Annotated in this window: 15 protein-coding genes; 7 read left to right on the top strand and 8 right to left on the bottom strand. The window is 71.2% G+C overall.

Annotation, left to right across the window (positions count from 1 at the left end; translation table 11 throughout):
* The first annotated feature begins 69 nt into the window (after positions 1-69).
* Positions 70-1,224: a cystathionine gamma-synthase gene (locus ACWD02_RS10395; RefSeq protein WP_451207069.1), complete on the top strand. Its 1,155-nt coding sequence runs from the start codon at positions 70-72 to the stop codon at positions 1,222-1,224.
* A gap of 13 nt (positions 1,225-1,237) precedes the next feature.
* Here the strand turns inward: ACWD02_RS10395 and ACWD02_RS10390 are convergent, their stop codons facing one another.
* The 3 genes from ACWD02_RS10390 to ACWD02_RS10380 form a co-directional block, all read right to left on the bottom strand.
* Entirely contained in the window at positions 1,238-1,492 is a 255-nt protein-coding gene (locus tag ACWD02_RS10390; RefSeq protein ID WP_451207066.1) for a hypothetical protein, read from the bottom strand.
* Positions 1,489-1,971, bottom strand: coding sequence for a sigma factor-like helix-turn-helix DNA-binding protein (locus ACWD02_RS10385; protein WP_451207063.1), 483 nt, complete (start codon positions 1,969-1,971; stop codon positions 1,489-1,491). The genes ACWD02_RS10390 and ACWD02_RS10385 overlap by 4 nt, the downstream gene beginning before the upstream one ends.
* 103 nt (positions 1,972-2,074) lie before the next feature.
* Positions 2,075-2,578, bottom strand: a complete 504-nt coding sequence (locus tag ACWD02_RS10380; RefSeq protein WP_365819893.1) for a MarR family winged helix-turn-helix transcriptional regulator — start codon at positions 2,576-2,578, stop codon at positions 2,075-2,077.
* A gap of 145 nt (positions 2,579-2,723) precedes the next feature.
* On the opposite strand from ACWD02_RS10380, the gene ilvA reads away from it, so the two are divergent.
* The 3 genes from ilvA to ACWD02_RS10365 all read left to right on the top strand — a co-directional run bounded on the left by ilvA (position 2,724) and on the right by ACWD02_RS10365 (position 6,173).
* Complete coding sequence (gene ilvA, locus ACWD02_RS10375) at positions 2,724-3,953, top strand: threonine ammonia-lyase (protein WP_451207060.1); 1,230 nt, start codon at positions 2,724-2,726, stop codon at positions 3,951-3,953.
* Positions 3,954-4,302: 349 nt separating this feature from the next.
* Positions 4,303-5,307, top strand: a complete 1,005-nt coding sequence (locus ACWD02_RS10370) for an ATP-binding cassette domain-containing protein (protein ID WP_451207057.1) — start codon at positions 4,303-4,305, stop codon at positions 5,305-5,307.
* On the top strand, positions 5,304-6,173 hold the full coding sequence (locus ACWD02_RS10365; protein WP_451207054.1) for an ABC transporter permease: 870 nt from the start codon (positions 5,304-5,306) through the stop codon (positions 6,171-6,173). Before ACWD02_RS10370 ends, ACWD02_RS10365 begins: the two co-directional genes overlap by 4 nt.
* Before the next feature lie 63 nt (positions 6,174-6,236).
* Here the strand turns inward: ACWD02_RS10365 and greA are convergent, their stop codons facing one another.
* Both greA and ACWD02_RS10355 read right to left on the bottom strand, forming a co-directional pair.
* Positions 6,237-6,734 carry a transcription elongation factor GreA gene (gene greA / locus ACWD02_RS10360; RefSeq protein WP_367044595.1) on the bottom strand — a complete coding sequence of 166 codons (498 nt, stop codon included), beginning with the start codon at positions 6,732-6,734 and terminating at the stop codon, positions 6,237-6,239.
* A 255-nt stretch (positions 6,735-6,989) separates the two neighbouring features.
* Positions 6,990-7,397: a DUF4307 domain-containing protein gene (locus tag ACWD02_RS10355; RefSeq protein WP_451207051.1), complete on the bottom strand. Its 408-nt coding sequence runs from the start codon at positions 7,395-7,397 to the stop codon at positions 6,990-6,992.
* Positions 7,398-7,514: 117 nt separating this feature from the next.
* On the opposite strand from ACWD02_RS10355, the gene mca reads away from it, so the two are divergent.
* Positions 7,515-8,396 carry a mycothiol conjugate amidase Mca gene (gene mca, locus ACWD02_RS10350; protein WP_451207049.1) on the top strand — a complete coding sequence of 294 codons (882 nt, stop codon included), beginning with the start codon at positions 7,515-7,517 and terminating at the stop codon, positions 8,394-8,396.
* 19 nt (positions 8,397-8,415) lie between these two features.
* Positions 8,416-8,664 carry a hypothetical protein gene (locus ACWD02_RS10345; RefSeq protein WP_451207473.1) on the top strand — a complete coding sequence of 83 codons (249 nt, stop codon included), beginning with the start codon at positions 8,416-8,418 and terminating at the stop codon, positions 8,662-8,664.
* Here ACWD02_RS10345 and ACWD02_RS10340 read toward each other — a convergent pair.
* A complete protein-coding gene (locus tag ACWD02_RS10340; RefSeq protein WP_451207046.1) occupies positions 8,661-11,864 on the bottom strand; it encodes a tetratricopeptide repeat protein in 3,204 nt (1,067 codons plus the stop codon). The genes ACWD02_RS10345 and ACWD02_RS10340 overlap by 4 nt on opposite strands.
* Before the next feature lie 272 nt (positions 11,865-12,136).
* Here ACWD02_RS10340 and ACWD02_RS10335 point away from each other — a divergent pair, with 272 nt between their 5' ends.
* A complete protein-coding gene (locus tag ACWD02_RS10335; RefSeq protein ID WP_451207043.1) occupies positions 12,137-14,149 on the top strand; it encodes a thioredoxin domain-containing protein in 2,013 nt (670 codons plus the stop codon).
* Positions 14,150-14,269: 120 nt separating this feature from the next.
* On the opposite strand, the gene ACWD02_RS10330 is transcribed toward ACWD02_RS10335, so the two are convergent.
* Together ACWD02_RS10330 and ACWD02_RS10325 are read right to left on the bottom strand one after the other, a co-directional pair.
* Positions 14,270-14,998 (bottom strand): Mut7-C RNAse domain-containing protein, encoded by a 729-nt coding sequence (locus tag ACWD02_RS10330; protein WP_451207040.1) that lies wholly within the window; start codon positions 14,996-14,998, stop codon positions 14,270-14,272.
* Positions 14,999-15,063: 65 nt separating this feature from the next.
* Complete coding sequence (locus tag ACWD02_RS10325; protein ID WP_451207037.1) at positions 15,064-15,726, bottom strand: TetR/AcrR family transcriptional regulator; 663 nt, start codon at positions 15,724-15,726, stop codon at positions 15,064-15,066.

The following is a 15,726-nucleotide window of genomic DNA, read 5'->3' as shown; positions in this document are numbered from 1 at the left end:
CTCTGACACTTGGCGAACCAGTCTCGAACTCGTCGGCTCCTCCCCCGTCCCGGACTAGGCTCTGGCCACATGAGTGACAGCTTCAGCAGCCAGAGTTTCGAGACCGTCGCGATCCATGCGGGCAACACCGCCGACCCGCTCACGGGCGCGGTCGTCCCGCCGATCTACCAGGTGTCGACGTACAAGCAGGACGGCGTCGGCGGTCTGCGCGGTGGCTATGAGTACAGCCGCAGCGCCAACCCCACCCGCACCGCCCTGGAGGAGAACCTGGCCGCCCTGGAGGGCGGCAGGCGCGGGCTCGCCTTCTCGTCGGGTCTCGCGGCCGAGGACTGCCTTCTGCGTACGCTGCTGGCTCCCGGCGACCACGTGGTCATCCCGAACGACGCGTACGGCGGCACGTTCCGGCTCTTCGCGAAGGTCGTGTCCCGGTGGGGCGTGGAGTGGTCGGTGGCCGACACCTCCGACCCGGCGGCGGTGCGGGCCGCGGTGACCGACCGTACGAAGGCGATCTGGGTGGAGACCCCCTCCAACCCGCTGCTCGGCATCACGGACATCGCCGCCGTCGCGCAGGTCGCCAAGGAGACGGGGGCCCGGCTCGTCGTCGACAACACCTTCGCGAGCCCCTACCTCCAGCAGCCGCTCGCGCTCGGCGCGGACGTCGTCGTGCACTCCCTGACGAAGTACATGGGCGGGCACTCGGACGTCGTGGGCGGCGCCCTTGTCGTCGGCGACCCCGAGCTGGGCGAGGAGCTTGCGTACCACCAGAACGCGATGGGCGCGGTGGCCGGGCCCTTCGACGCGTGGCTGGTCCTTCGCGGCATCAAGACGCTGGCCGTCCGGATGGACCGGCACAGCGAGAACGCGACGAAGGTCGCCGAGATGCTGTCGCGGCACGCGCGCGTGACGCGTGTTCTCTACCCGGGGCTTCCGGAGCACCCCGGTCACGAGACCGCGGCCAAGCAGATGAAGGCGTTCGGCGGGATGGTGTCCTTCCAGGTCGCCGGGGGCGAGGAGGCCGCTGTGGCGGTCTGCGACCGGGCCAAGCTGTTCACCCTGGGGGAGTCGCTCGGCGGCGTGGAGTCCCTGATCGAGCACCCGGGGCGGATGACGCACGCCTCGGTGGTGGGTTCGGCGCTCGAGGTCCCGGCGGACCTGGTGCGGCTCTCCGTAGGCATCGAGTCCGCGGACGACCTGCTGGCCGATCTCCAGCAGGCGCTGGGCTAGAGCGCGCCGCGGGTCACCAGCGGGTGAGGGGTGGAGTCGTCTCCGACGGCGGCTCCACCCAGGGCTGCTCGACCGACGCCCACACCGCGAAGGAGACTGCCGCCACGAGCAGCAGGAGCCACAGCAGGCGGCGCAGTGCCCTTCTGCGGCGCAGCATGCGGCCGCCGCGGCGGACGGCTTCCTCGTGGAGCTCGGGCGGGGCCGACGGGGGCGTGCCGTCGTCCAGGAGGTGGCGGACCTCGCCCGCCTTGCGGTCGTACTGGTTCATGACGGGGCCGCCTCCCCCAGGGGGACGGTCGGCGCGGGGCCGCGCGGCGGGTGCAGCACCGTCTCCATGGCGCGGGCGCAGATCGTCTCCACGCGGTCGGCGGGCAGTCCGAGCAGCGCCGCCGTCTGTTCCTCGGCGACGCCCTCGTACAGCCGCAGCACGAGGATCAGCCGCTCCTGGGGCGTGAGCCGGGCCAGGACGCCGCCGTGGCTGCGGTGCCGGCGCCAGGCGCCGCGCGCGAAGCGGATGGCGAGCTGCTGGCGGGTGCGGTCGTACGGGTCCTCGCCGCGCATCCGGTCCCATGTCGCGTACGAATGCGCGAGGGACGCGGTCAGCAGGGCACGCGCGCGTGGGTTGGCGTCCGGCGGCTCGGTGGTGAGCAGCGTCGCGGCATGCAGCAGCCGCCCTGCCGCGCCCGCGACGAACGCCTCGAACTCCCGGGCCCGGCGGGCGTCCACAGACGCCTGCCGTTCGCGCACCGCGCCTCCCGCCTGGAGGGGACCGGGCCCCCCGGTCTCATATGAGGCCAGGCACCTGGGCCAGGTCAAGGGGCGGGAACCCCCGGGAGTCAGGGCTCAGGGCTCAGGACTCAGGCGCGTCCGGAGCCGACTGTGAGGTCTGGCGGGCGGAGAGCGCCGAATTGAAGCGCGTGAGGAGCGTGCAGAAGCTTTCGCGCTCCTCCGGGGACCAGTCGCCGGTCAGCTCGGCCATGAGGTCGCGCCGGGACGAGCGCACCTCGTTCAGGCGGGCCTCGCCGCGCGGCGAGAGCTGGAGCACCACGGCACGGCCGTCCTCGGGGTGCGAGGTGCGCTTGACGAGCCCCGTGTCGACCAGCGGGGCGACCTGCCGGGTGACCGTCGAGGAGTCGATGCCCATGCTCGCCGCGAGCGCCTTGACGCCCATCGGCCCTTCCTTGTCGAGGCGGTTGAGCAGCAGGTACGCGGCGCGGTCCATGGAGTTGCGGACCTGTCCTACGCCGCCGAGGCGTGTCTGCTCCGCACGGCGGGCGAACACGGCCACCTGGTGCTGCAGCGTGTCGAGGAGGCCGGGATCGCTGGCGGTCGTCATGTCCGGAGTTGTGGGCATGGCCGGGGGCTCACTTCATGCGAGGGCGATGGGTTGGGGGACAGGGTACGCGGCCGGGACGCGGGGCGTACCAGCGCTGCGCAAACCAGTCTCGCCCCGTGGTCACCGCAGGAGGACACCGGCGTGAACTGGGAGACTGGCCGTCATGAGCTACCGCACGCGTCACTCCTTGCCTTCGGTCACCCTCGACGATGTGCGCGGCGCCCAGAAGATGCTCTCGGGTGTGTCCAGGGTGACGGCGATGGAAGGCAGCAGGCACCTGTCGCGCCTCGTGGGCTCGCCGGTCCATTTCAAGTGCGAGAACCTCCAGCGGACGGGCTCCTTCAAGCTGCGCGGCGCGTACGTACGGATCGCGGGCCTGCTCCCCGAGGAGCGCGCGGCCGGGGTGGTCGCCGCGAGCGCGGGCAACCACGCGCAGGGCGTGGCCCTCGCGTCCTCGCTGCTCGGCGTGCGGTCCACGGTCTTCATGCCGGTGGGCGCGCCGCTGCCCAAGGTCGCGGCCACCCGGGAGTACGGCGCGGAGGTGCGGCTGCACGGTCAGGTGGTCGACGAGACGCTGGCCGCGGCCCAGGAGTACGCGCACGAGACGGGCGCGGTGTTCATCCATCCCTTCGACCACCCCGACATCATCGCGGGGCAGGGCACGGTGGGCCTGGAGATCCTGGAGCAGTGCCCCGAGCTGCGCACCCTGGTCCTGGGGGTGGGTGGCGGCGGGCTCGCTGCGGGCATCGCGGTGGCGGTGAAGTCGCTGCGCCCGGACGTCAAGGTGATCGGAGTGCAGGCGGCGGGCTCCGCGGCGTACCCGCCTTCGCTCGCGGCGGGGCACCCGGTGTCGATCGACAACCCGGCGACGATGGCGGACGGCATCAAGGTCGGGCGTCCCGGCGACGTGCCGTTCAAGATCATCGATGAGCTTCTGGACGACGTGGTGACCGTCTCGGAGGACGAGCTGTCCAGCGCGCTGCTGCTCTGCCTCGAGCGGGCCAAGATGGTCGTCGAGCCCGCCGGCGCGAGTCCGGTGGCGGCGCTCCTGAGCAGGCCGGAGACGTTCGAGGGCCCGGTGGTCGCGCTCCTGTCGGGCGGCAACGTCGACCCCCTTCTGATGCAGCGCATCCTGCGCCACGGCATGGCGGCCGGGGGCCGCTACCTCTCGCTGCGCCTGCGTCTCACTGACCGGCCCGGGGCGCTGGCCACGCTCCTCGGGGTGCTGTCCGTGGTCGACGCCAACGTCCTCGACGTGGGCCACGTGCGGACCGACCCGCGCCTCGGACTCACGGAGGTGGAGGTGGAGTTGCACCTGGAGACCAAGGGACCCGCACACTGCACCGAGGTGAGCTCGGCGCTGCGCGAGGCGGGCTACACCGTCATCGGCTGACATCCGCCGAGCGGCAGCCGCCGAGCCCGGCAGCCGACGACCGGCGTCGAAGGCCCCCGTCGCGCGCAAGGCTCCCGTCGTGCGCGAGGCCCCCGTCGTGCGCAAGGCCCGTCGCGCGCAAGGCGTTCGTGCCCGTGCCCGCGCCCGTGTTCGCGCACGTAGGGAAAATCGCCTGCGTCAAGCCGCGGTTGGCCGCTATTTTGCGTTGTCCACAGGCTTGCCAATCCCGTTGAAGAGACGCGATGTATCGCGTTATGGTGTGTCTCACGTCACTGGTCGCCGGGCGCTTGGTACCCGGCAAATCTAAGCTTTTCCGTAGGAAGTCACCCAAACCACTGGGAGAACCCACATGCCAGGCGCCATCTACGCCGAAGGCCTTGTGAAGACCTTCGGCGACGTAAGGGCTCTGGACGGCGTCGATCTGGATGTCCCGGAAGGCACCGTGCTCGGCCTTCTCGGGCCGAACGGCGCGGGCAAGACCACGGCGGTGCGCTGTCTGACGACGCTTCTGACGCCGGACAGGGGCCGCGCGGTCGTCGCGGGCATCGACGTACTGAAGCATCCGAACGAAGTGCGGCGGTCGATCGGCCTCTCGGGCCAGTTCGCCGCCGTCGACGAGTACCTGACGGGCCGCGAGAACCTCCAAATGGTCGGCCAGCTCTACCAGATGAAGGCGAAGGAGGCGAAGGCCAGGGCGGGCGAGCTGCTCGACCGGTTCAATCTCGCCGACGCCGCGGACCGCCCCTCCAAGACGTATTCGGGAGGCATGCGCCGCCGTCTCGACCTCGCGGCCGCGCTCGTCGTGTCGCCCCCGGTGATGTTCATGGACGAGCCGACCACGGGCCTCGACCCGCGCAACCGGCAGCAGCTCTGGGAGGTCATCCAGGAGCTGGTGTCGGGCGGCACGACCCTGCTGCTCACCACCCAGTACCTCGAAGAGGCCGACCACCTGGCGCACGACATCTGCGTCATCGACCACGGCCGGGTCATCGCACGCGGCACCTCCGACCACCTCAAGGCGCAGACGGGCGGCGAGCGCGTCGAGGTGGTGGTGCACGAGCGCGAGGACATCACCCCGGCCACGGAGGTCCTGCGCGGCCTCGGCAAGGGCGAGGTCGCCGTCGAGAACCACACCCGCAAGCTCACGGTCCCGGTCTCCGGCGGCGCAAAGCTGCTCGCCGAGGTCATCCGGGAGCTGGACGCCCGCGGGATCGAGATCGACGACATCGGGCTCCGCCGCCCGACCCTGGACGACGTGTTCATCTCGCTGACGGGCCACGTGGCCGAGGTGGCGCCGAACGGCGAGGACGGCGCGACCGGCGCGGACGTCAAGGACAAGGGGGACGCGAAGTGAGCGCTGTATCCGACACCCGACAGCTCCTGGCGCCTCGCCCCAAGGGCGGCATCGTCCAGTCGGCCAGGGACTCGCTGGTAGTGGCCCGCAGGAACCTGATCCGCATGACCAGGATTCCCGAAATGATCCTCTTCGGGGTCATCCAGCCCGTGATGTTCGTGGTCCTGTTCACGTACGTCTTCGGCGGGTCCATCAACATCCCGGGCGCACCCGCCGGCAGCGCGAGCGCCTACAAGGAATTCCTGATGGCGGGCATCTTCGCGCAGACCGTCACCTTCGCCACGGCAGGGGCGGGCGCGGGCATCGCCGACGACATGCACAAGGGCCTGATCGACCGCTTCCGGTCGCTGCCGATGGCGCGGGGCGCCGTCCTGACCGGCCGCACCCTCGCGGACCTGGTGCAGACGGCCGTGACCTTGGCCGTGCTCGCGGCGGTTGCCCTGCTCGTCGGCTGGCGCACGCACGAGAACCTCGGCAAGGTCCTCGCTGGTTTCGGCCTGCTCCTGCTGCTCGGCTATGCGTTCACCTGGATCGGCGCGCTGATCGGCCTGTCCGTCCGCACCCCCGAGGCGGCCACCTCGGGAGGGCTCATCTGGCTCTTCCCGCTGACGTTCATCTCGAACGCGTTCGTGCCGGTCAACGGCATGCCGAAGTTCCTCCAGTATGTCGCCGAGTGGAACCCGTTCAGTGCCACGGTGGCGGCGGCCCGAGAACTGTTCGGCAACACGATCGAAGGGGTCCCGAAGTCGGTCACCGGAGCCTGGCCGATGGAGCACCCCGTCTGGGCCTCGCTGATCTGGTCCGTGCTCATCATCGTGGCGTTCCGCACGCTCGCGGTCCGCAAGTACCGCCGGGCGGACGGCTGATCATGCAAAAGGCCCCCCGCACGCGCTCGGTGCGGGGGGCCTTCCGTGTCGCCGCTGCGGGCCTCAGGCCTGGTACGGCTTCGCCTGGAGGATCTTCACCGAGGCGAGCTTGCCGTTCGGCAGTTCGTACTGCGCGTCCTCGCCGATCTTCTTGCCGTTCACGCCGCTGCCGAGCGGGGACTGCGGCGAGTACGTCTCGATGTCGGAGCTCGCGTACTCGCGCGAGGCGAGCAGGAACGTCAGGGTGTCGTCCTCGTCGCCGTCGAAAGCGATCGTCACGACCATGCCGGGCGCGACCACGCCGTCCGCGGCCGGCGCCTCACCGACCTTGGCATGCTCCAGGAGCTGGGTCAGCTGGCGGACGCGGAGCTCCTGCTTGCCCTGCTCCTCCTTGGCCGCGTGGTACCCGCCGTTCTCGCGCAGGTCGCCCTCCTCACGTGCCGCCGCGATCTTCGTAGCGATCTCGGTGCGCGCGGGACCAGACAGGTACTCCAGCTCGGCCTTGAGCTGGTTGTACGCCTCCTGGGTCAGCCAGGTGACGTTCTCGCTGGTCTGGGTCACAGGTGCTCCTCGTAGGTACTGGGAATACAAAGCATCGCCCTACCCAGAAGGATGTTCCCTAACGGGTGGGCGAAACCACGAGCCTAACAATTCAGGCGCGTGAGGGGGAGGACATAAGCCATCAGAAATACGTCAACGCAGGTGAGGGCCGGTACAGACGGGGCGTCGGCCGGTCAGCGTGACGCGTGGGACCAGCCGAGGCCGGTCGAAGTCAGCTCGAAGCCAGGCCGAAGCCAGGTCGAAGTCAGGCCGAAGTCAGTCGGAGTGGCAGCCGAGGAGCTCGGCGCTCGTCCCCTGCGCCTTCGTGCGCAGCGTGACGACCTTGTCGATCCGGCCTTCGTTCTGGTCGAAGCGGAAGTCCGCGCGGCCCACCTCTTCGCCGTCCTCGGCCTGGGAACGCAGGGTGCAGTAGCCCTTGGCGTCCGCGTCCTTGCGCACCTCCAGGTGCACCTTGACCGCGCTGTCCGAGACGACGTCGAACTTGATCACTTCGCCGCTGACCTTGGTGCCGGAGACGTAGTCGTACCCGAACCAGCCGATCATCAGGAGGAAGAGCACACCGAGCACCGACCCGATGACCTTCAGCTTCCGGTCCGCGCGCTCGTCGGCCGTACGCTCGCGGCCGTACCGGCCATCGGGGAGCTTCTCGCTCACGGCCGCCATGATCGTCCTCCAGTAAAAGGGGATGCCGGAATTTTCCGCCCCCCGGTTCCGTCACTATAGAAGCCGTTCATTGCGCCGAATTGACCAGGGCGGCGCCGGATCACTGAGGATCGAGTCTTGACTGAGCAGCTGCGACTGATGGCCGTGCACGCCCACCCCGACGACGAGTCGTCGAAGGGCGCGGCCACCATGGCCAAGTACGTGTCCGAGGGGGTGGACGTGCATGTCGTGACCTGCACGGGCGGGGAGCGCGGCGACATCCTCAACCCCAAGCTCCAGGGTGACAAGTACATCCAGGAGAACATCCACGAGGTGCGCAGGAAGGAGATGGACGAGGCCCGCGAGATCCTCGGCGTCAAGCAGGACTGGCTCGGCTTCGTCGACTCGGGCCTGCCCGAGGGCGACCCGCTGCCGCCGCTGCCCGAGGGCTGCTTCGCCCTGGAGGACGTCGACAAGGCGGCCGGTGAGCTGGTCCGGCAGATCCGCTCCTTCCGTCCGCAGGTCATCACGACGTACGACGAGAACGGCGGCTATCCGCACCCCGACCACATCATGACCCACAAGATCACGATGGTGGCGTTCGACGGCGCGGCGGACGCCGAGAAGTACCCGGAGAGCGAGTACGGCCCGGTCTTCCAGCCGCAGAAGCTCTACTACAACCAGGGCTTCAACCGGCCGCGCACCGAGGCGCTCCACCAGGCCATGCTCGACAAGGGCCTGGAATCGCCCTACGGGGACTGGCTGAAGCGGTGGGACGAGTTCGAGCGGGTCGAGCGGACGCTGACCACGCACGTTCCCTGCGCCGACTTCTACGAGGTCCGTGACCGGGCGCTGATCGCGCACGCCACGCAGATCGACCCCGACGGCGGCTGGTTCCGGGTGCCCATGGAGCTCCAGAAGGAGGTCTGGCCCACGGAGGAGTACGAGCTCGCGAAGTCGCTCGTCGATACATCCCTCCCCGAGGACGACCTCTTTGCGGGCATCCGCGACAATGCCTAGCGTGAACGTACATCTGGCAATGACGCATCTCGTCCCTCTCGCCAAAGAGGTCGACGATGACAAGGTGACCCCGGGTGTTCTCGGGTTCATCGTCTTCGCGGTGATGGCTGTCGCCGTCTGGGGGCTGATGAAGTCGATGAACAAGCACATGCGGAAGGTCGACTTCAAGGAGCCCGCGGAGGCCGCCTCCAGCTCGGCCGGCTCCTCCGGCTCGGCAGGCTCCTCCGCGGAGGGCAAGCCCTCCGCGGCCGAGCCCCGCAAGGGCTAGCCCGCCCTCGCCACCGTCACTCCCATCACCTCTCGGGAGTGGCGGTTCGGCACCATGCCCAGGCGCCAGGCCTGCCAGCCGGCCTCCAGGTCGGCGCCGCGCTCCAGGAGCAGGCCGAACGCCTCCATGTAGTCGTCCAGCTTGCCGTCGCGCGTCGGATGACCGGCGCGTGCCAGCTGGCTGAGTTCCTCCTGGGCCACGGCGGTGCCGATCTCCCAGCCGCCGGGCGATCCGTACGGCAGCAGGGTGCAGCGCAGGAAGCGGGCCCAGTCCTCACCCCTGCGGTCGCCGTACGATGCGAACAGCTCGGCCGCCTGGTCGCACAGGGCAAGCGCCTGCTGGGCGCGCGTGTTCCCCGCGTCCACGACCGCGAGTTCCAGGCACGTCCAGGCCTCGCCGTGGGCGACGCCGATGCGCTGGAAGTCGGCGCGGGCGTCCACCAGGAGCTGGCGGGCGAAGCCGGAATTGCGCAGGGAGCCCGTCTGCGCGGCGCGCTGGTCGCGGGTCACCCGGGCCGAGTGGTGCCGGGCGCAGGCCAGGCCGTACACGTCGCGCATCCGCGAGAACATCGTGCGTGAGCGCTCCAGCTCGCGCACCGCCTGGTCGAGACTGCCCGCCTCCTCCAGGGCCTGGCCCAGGTAGTAGGCGCTCCACGCCTCGCCGCGCGCGTCCTCGTTGTCGCGGTGCCGGGACACCGCCTGCCGCAGCCCGTCGACCGCGGCCGACGCGTCGCCGTCCACCAGACGGGCCCGCGCGAGCTGCGTCAGCGCCCAGGCCTCGCCGCGGCCGTCACGCGTGCGCCCGTACAGGTCAAGGGCGCCCCGCAGCTGCTCCTCCGCGCGCGGTACGTCGCCCATGCGCAGGCAGAGCTGGCCGAGCTGGAAGTGCGCCCAGGCCTCGCCGTGCAGGGAGTCGTTCTCGCGGTGCAGGGTCAGGGAGGCCTCCAGGAGCCCCAGCGCCTTGTTGAGGTTGGAACGGTCGCGCTCCACCGCGGCGAGGGCGTGCATCGTCCAGGCGCGGTCACCGGCGAGTTCGTCGGCGTCCTGCAGTGCGAGGGCCTCGCTCAGGCGGGCGGCCGCCTCCGTCAGATTGCCCTGGTGGTGCAGGGTGATCCCCAGCGAACACAGGGCGAGGGCGGCTCCCGCGTCCTGGTGCGCCTCCATGTAGAGGTCCACGACCGAGGTCAGGGTCGTCCGCGCCTGGTCGAGCTCGCCGAGCTGACGGGACGCGATGCCGGTGCGCCACCGCACGCTCCGTACGAGAAGGCCCTGGTCGACGGCCTGCGTCAGTTCGCTGATCTCGCCCAGGCGGTAGAGGTCGCCGCGCAGCAGGCAGTAGTCGCACAGCGCGCCGAGCAGGTTGAGCACCGCTTCCTGGTCGACGCCCTCCGCGTGCCGCAGCGCCGCCGTGATGAAGCTGGACTCGTCGTCCAGCCAGCGCAGGGCCGCCTCCAGGGAGGAGAAGCCGTGCCGGTCGAACTGGCCGGCCCGCGTCGACATCTTGCCGTCGACCAGGCGGATCACCGATCCGGCGAGCTCGCTGTAGCTGACGATGAGACGTTCCTGCGCGGCGGTGCGCTCCGCGGGCTCCTCCTCGTCGATGAGCCGGGCGAGCGCGAAGGCGCGTACGAGATCGTGCAGGCGGTAGCGGCTGCCGCGCACGTGGTCGACGAGACCCGCGCGGGAGAGCGCGGTCAGCTGCCGGGCCGCCTCCTGCTCGTCGGCGCCGAGCAGGGCAGCGGCGGCGGCCGCCCCCATGGAGGCGCGCCCGGCCAGCGCGAGCCTGCGCAGGAGACGCCGGGCGGACTCGGACTGGTCGGTGTAGCGCAGCCACAGGACGCGCTCCACGGGTGCGACCTTTTCGAAGGGCCCGTACGCGGCCAGGTCAGCGGCGAGCTGACGGGTCGTACGCGAGCCGATCGAGGAGCCGGCGACGCGCAGGGCGAGCGGCAGCCCGCCGCACAACTCCCGCACGGCGTCAGCCGATTCGGCGTCGTAGGGCCCGGAGGTGTCCGCCGCGGTCTCGCGCAGAAGCTGCTCGGAGCCCGCCGCGTCGAGCGGCTCCACCGGCAGCTGGTGAACCCAGGCGGGCAGGTCCGCCGGGAGCTCCAGGGGCCCCCGGGTGGTGACGAGGACGAGGCTGTCGGAGCGCTCGGGCACGAGGGTGCGCACCTGCTCAGGGTCGCTCGCGTCGTCGAGGACGACGGTCACGGGGAGCCCGGTCAGATACTGGTGATACAGCTCGCTGAGCCGCTTGACCTGCTGCTCCTGTGAGGAACGCTCGCGGAACAGGAGCTGCTCGCGCGGGGCGCCCAATCGATTCAGCAGATGCAGGAGCGCGTCCCGCGTGGACAGCGGCTGGGAGCTCTCGCCCCGCAGGTCGACGACGCAGGCGCCCCGGAACTGGTCCCGCAGATCGTGCGCGGCCCGCACGGCGAGCGAGGAGCGCCCGGAGCCGGGCGCGCCGTGCAGCACGACGACGGTGGGCCGCGTCTCGGTGCTGGCCCGCGCGGCGTGCACCCACTGGGCGACACGCGCGAGCTCGGCCCGCCGCCCGGCGAACGGGCCTTCGGGCTCAGGCAGTTGGGTGAAGGACTGCTCCAGTACGCTGCGCCTGCGCGCCGCCGCGCTCTTGTCCGTGCCGCGCAGCTGCGGCGAGGTCTTCTTCTTGCCGGAGGAGGGCTGCAGCACGCGCTGCTGGTCCAGGAAGGGCCGGATGCCCCGCACCTCAAGGGCCGTCAGCCACTGCAGCCGCAGTTGTTCGGGCCCGCCCGGCTGGCTGATGGCCCCGGCGCGGCGGCTGGCCGCGGGCACGTGGGCGGCGGTGACCTTCAGGACGGTGGTGGCCGCGCCGACGACGGCGACGGCGGCGCCCGCGCCCATGGCGGTCGAGACCCCGGTCCCGAGGGCGAGGTCGGCGAGACACGCGCCCACAGCGGCAACGGCGGCCACCAGCAGGGGAGTTCCGGCCCCCTCTCTGGCATACCGCTGCCCGAAGGAGAGCTGCCCGGCCTCCGACTCGTCGACCGCCTGCGTATAGGCGGCGTACTCCTCGGCGGCGGTCTGCCCCATGGCGTCCAGCGCGCCCCGGGCCCGCGAGAGCAACACGCCCCCGTCGATGCGCCCGCCGGAGCGCCGCACCTCTTCTTCCACTGCCCGCACCAACAGCCGCTCGGCTTCGGCCCGATGGCTGTCCCGCATATGGGTCCCCCTCCGAGTGCAATGGTCACCTGCGGCCACAAGTGTCCTGCGTACGGGCCCCCGACGCGAGTGAGTCCGAGGATCACGTGGAAGCATCTCGGTGGTCCAGGCCAAGCACCCCTCCTGGTGGACGGACGCGCCGACGCCCCAGGTCGGCGACCGGCTGCACGTCATCGCCCGGAGGCTGCGCAACCGCCGGGCCCGACGGCGCGGCTCGCCGCGAACCGGTGGGACCTGCGCGGCGCACTTCCGTGTGCGCGAGGATGGAGAGCATGCCGAACCGACTGGCCCATGAGACGTCCCCCTATCTTCTTCAGCACGCCGACAACCCCGTCGACTGGTGGCCCTGGTCGGCGGAGGCCTTCGCGCAGGCCCGGGAGCGGGGCGTGCCCGTGCTGCTCAGCGTGGGGTACAGCAGTTGCCACTGGTGTCACGTCATGGCGCACGAGTCCTTCGAGGACGCCGGCACGGCCGCCTTCCTGAACGAGCACTTCGTCAACGTCAAGGTCGACCGCGAGGAGCGGCCCGACATCGACGCCGTCTACATGGAGGCCGTGCAGGCCGCGACCGGGCAGGGCGGCTGGCCCATGACGGTCTTCCTGACGCCCGACGCCGAGCCCTTCTACTTCGGCACGTACTTCCCGCCCGAGCCGCGGCACGGCATGCCCTCCTTCCAGCAGGTCGCCGACGGGGTGCGGCGTGCCTGGACGGACCGGCGTGACGAGGTCGACGAGGTCGCCGGGAAGATCGTGCGCGACCTCTCCGAGCGTCAGCTGGCGTTCGGCTCCGACGAGCTGCCGGGCGAGGACGAGCTCGCCCAGGCGCTGCTCGGCCTGACCCGCGACTACGACGCCTCGCACGGCGGCTTCGGCGGCGCCCCCAAGTTCCCGCCGTCCATGGTCGTCGAGTTCCTGCTGCGGCACTACGCCCGCACCGGCTCGGAGGGCGCCCTCCAGATGGCGGCCGACACCTGCGAGAAGATGGCGCGCGGCGGGATCTACGACCAGCTGGGCGGAGGCTTCGCGCGCTACTCCGTGGACCGGGAGTGGGTCGTGCCCCACTTCGAGAAGATGCTGTACGACAACGCGCTGCTCTGCCGGGTCTACGCCCACCTGTGGCGGGCCACGGGATCGGACCTCGCGCGGCGCGTGGCCCTGGAGACCGCCGACTTCATGGTGCGCGAACTGCGGACGAACGAGGGCGGTTTCGCCTCGGCGCTCGACGCGGACAGCGAGGACGCCGCGACCGGCAAGCACGTCGAGGGCGCGTACTACGTCTGGACGCCCGAGCAGTTGCGCGAGGTGCTCGGCGACGCGGATGCCGAACTGGCCGCCACGTACTTCGGGGTGACCGAGGAAGGCACCTTCGAGGAGGGCGCATCGGTGCTCCAACTGCCGCCCTCGGAGGGCGTGGTGGCGGACGTCGCGCGGCTCGACTCGATCCGGGAGCGGCTGCTCGCGGCGCGCTCCGAGCGGCCCGCGCCCGGCCGTGACGACAAGGTCGTCGCCGCCTGGAACGGTCTCGCCGTGGCCGCGCTCGCCGAGGTCGGCGCGTACTTCGACCGCCCGGACCTGGTGGCGGCCGCGGTCGGTGCCGGTGACCTTCTCGTACGGCTGCACATGGACGACAGGGCGCGGCTCTCCCGTACCTCCAAGGACGGCCACGTCGGCGCCAACGCGGGCGTGTTGGAGGACTACGCCGATGTCGCCGAGGGCTTCCTCGCGCTGGCGTCCGTGACGGGGGAAGGGGTCTGGCTGGAGTTCGCCGGGTTCCTGCTCGACCATGTGCTCGCCCAGTTCGTGGACACGGAGTCCGGGTCCCTGTACGACACCGCCGCGGACGCCGAGCAGTTGATCCGGCGGCCGCAGGACCCCACGGACAACGCGGTGCCCTCCGGGTGGACGGCCGCCGCGGGGGCGCTGCTCTCGTACGCGGCGCAGACCGGGGCCGAACCGCATCGGGCGGCGGCCGAGCGGGCGCTGGGCGTGGTGAAGGGGCTCGCGCCTCGTGCGCCCCGGTTCATCGGGAACGGGCTGGCGGTGGCCGAGGCCGCCCTCGACGGGCCTCGTGAGGTCGCGGTGATCGGCCCGGTGGGCGGGGAGCTGCATCGCACCGCGTTGCTGGGGACCGCGCCGGGGGCCGTCGTCGCCGCGGGGCCTGCCGGTGGCGGTGAGTTTCCGCTGCTCGCGGGGAGGGAGAAGCCGGCGGCTTACGTGTGCCGCCGGTTCGTCTGCGATGCGCCCACCACTGACGCGGGGGAGCTGGCGGCGAAGCTGTCCGGCTGAGGGCTCGGGGGCCCTGGCCTCGGGTGCCGTAAACACCGGCTCCGCCGAGCGCGCCCGCAAACGGGCTGTTTCAGCCCGTCCGGCGTTCTTCGGGGAGGGGCGGGGTCGGGGAGAATTCAGTTACCTCGGGGAGAATTCAGCTACCGCCCGCGCCACGATCCCCTCCAGCCGGTCGTGATGCGCCCCGCGCCAGTACACCCGCCCGCACTCCCCGCACTCCGCGAACACGTCATACGTCCCCCGCGTACCCCCCTCCAGGCGCTCCGCCACGTCCTCCTTGCTCGCCGCTCGCAGCGACCCGTTGCACGCCGTGCAGCGCGACCAAGGCAGCAGGGCGGGAGCGAACCGGCCCAGTACGTCCCGCAGTTGTTCGTCAGGGGCGTCGCTGTAGATGTACGCCCCCGCCCACAGCTCCCGGCGTCGCAGCAAGCCCCGGTCCCGACTCAGCAGCACCCGCCGTTCCGCCGCCGAGCGCGTGGCGAGGGCGGGGTCGCCGATGTCCGTGCTCTCGTACGCCGCGTCGACGCCCAGGAGGCGCAACCTGCGGGCCAGCGTGCCGAGATGAACGTCCAGGAGGAAGCGGAGAGGGGCGCCGGGGACCGGCTGGGGGCGGGGGACGGGGCGGACCTCCACCGACTCGTCCTCGCGCGGCACATGCGAGGCCGCCACCTCCGCGCCGTCCACGACCAGCGAGCCGACCTCCGTCAGCGGCACCCCGAGCGACTCGACGACGTGCCCGAGCGTGGACACGCCGTCCGTAACTGCCTTGGTGGGGCCGCCCCTTCGCCCGTGCGGAACGAAAAGCCCCAGCTCGGGGGCGAAGCGGATGAGGATCTCCGGACCATTCATGCGGTCAGGATGGCATGGGCGAGCAACGGCGGCCGGGGAATTTCCGGTGGCCGTCGGCACCGGCCTCAGGCCTTGGGCGCACCCGTCCCGAAGCCGGTGGTCAGCATGGACAGGGCGCGGTCCACCAGCTCGCCCAGGTCGTCCTCGTGGCCGTGCTCCGCCCAGTACGCGGCCGTCTCCGTGAGCGCGGCGATGAGGCTCATCGCGAACACCCGGACCTCCAGCTCCCCGGGATCACGGCCCGCGCGTTCAGCGATGACGCGGCACAGCATCCGGCCGGTGACCGACATGCTCTCGAGCAGCCGGGAGCGCACGGCGGGTACCTCGATCATCAGGCGCGTACGCAGGCGTGAGACCTCCGGCTCCTCGGTGAAGCCGAGGCCCACCGCCCTGCGCAGCACGTGCCGCAGGGACTCCACGATCGGCTCGTCGACGGGGCGCGCCCGCAGCTCGTCCTCCAGGAGCGGGTCGTACTCGTCGGTGAGGACGATGTCCTCCTTGGTCGGGAAGTAGCGGAAGACGGTCGACGCCGACACCTCCGCGGCCTCCGCGATCTGCTCGACCGTCGTCGCGTCGTACCCCTGCTCGTCGATCAGCCGGTACGTGGCCTCACGGATCGCGATGCGCGTCTTGAGCTTCTTCCGCTCACGGAGCCCGAGCTGTCCCATGTGTCCCGTCTGTCCCAGCTGAGGGTTGTGCGTGGAAGGGGAGATTCGTGCGGCCGTCAT

It is taken from the genome of Streptomyces sp. NPDC002853 (genome assembly GCF_053591915.1).
Note: the sequence above shows the minus strand (reverse complement) of the source record. Positions and strands in the feature narration are given on the sequence as shown.

Bases quoted from the DNA above. Each gene is read 5' to 3' on its own strand.
- ACWD02_RS10370 (WP_451207057.1), top strand. From the start codon at position 4,303: ATGCCAGGCGCCATCTACGCCGAAGGCCTTGTGAAGACCTTCGGCGAC.
- ACWD02_RS10330 (WP_451207040.1), bottom strand. From the start codon at position 14,998: ATGAATGGTCCGGAGATCCTCATCCGCTTCGCCCCCGAGCTGGGGCTT.
- ACWD02_RS10380 (WP_365819893.1), bottom strand. From the start codon at position 2,578: ATGCCCACAACTCCGGACATGACGACCGCCAGCGATCCCGGCCTCCTC.
- ACWD02_RS10335 (WP_451207043.1), top strand. From the start codon at position 12,137: ATGCCGAACCGACTGGCCCATGAGACGTCCCCCTATCTTCTTCAGCAC.
- ACWD02_RS10325 (WP_451207037.1), bottom strand. From the start codon at position 15,726: ATGACGGCCGCACGAATCTCCCCTTCCACGCACAACCCTCAGCTGGGA.
- ACWD02_RS10345 (WP_451207473.1), top strand. From the start codon at position 8,416: ATGACGCATCTCGTCCCTCTCGCCAAAGAGGTCGACGATGACAAGGTG.
- ilvA (WP_451207060.1), top strand. From the start codon at position 2,724: ATGAGCTACCGCACGCGTCACTCCTTGCCTTCGGTCACCCTCGACGAT.
- ACWD02_RS10355 (WP_451207051.1), bottom strand. From the start codon at position 7,397: ATGGCGGCCGTGAGCGAGAAGCTCCCCGATGGCCGGTACGGCCGCGAG.
- ACWD02_RS10395 (WP_451207069.1), top strand. From the start codon at position 70: ATGAGTGACAGCTTCAGCAGCCAGAGTTTCGAGACCGTCGCGATCCAT.
- ACWD02_RS10390 (WP_451207066.1), bottom strand. From the start codon at position 1,492: ATGAACCAGTACGACCGCAAGGCGGGCGAGGTCCGCCACCTCCTGGAC.
- ACWD02_RS10340 (WP_451207046.1), bottom strand. From the start codon at position 11,864: ATGCGGGACAGCCATCGGGCCGAAGCCGAGCGGCTGTTGGTGCGGGCA.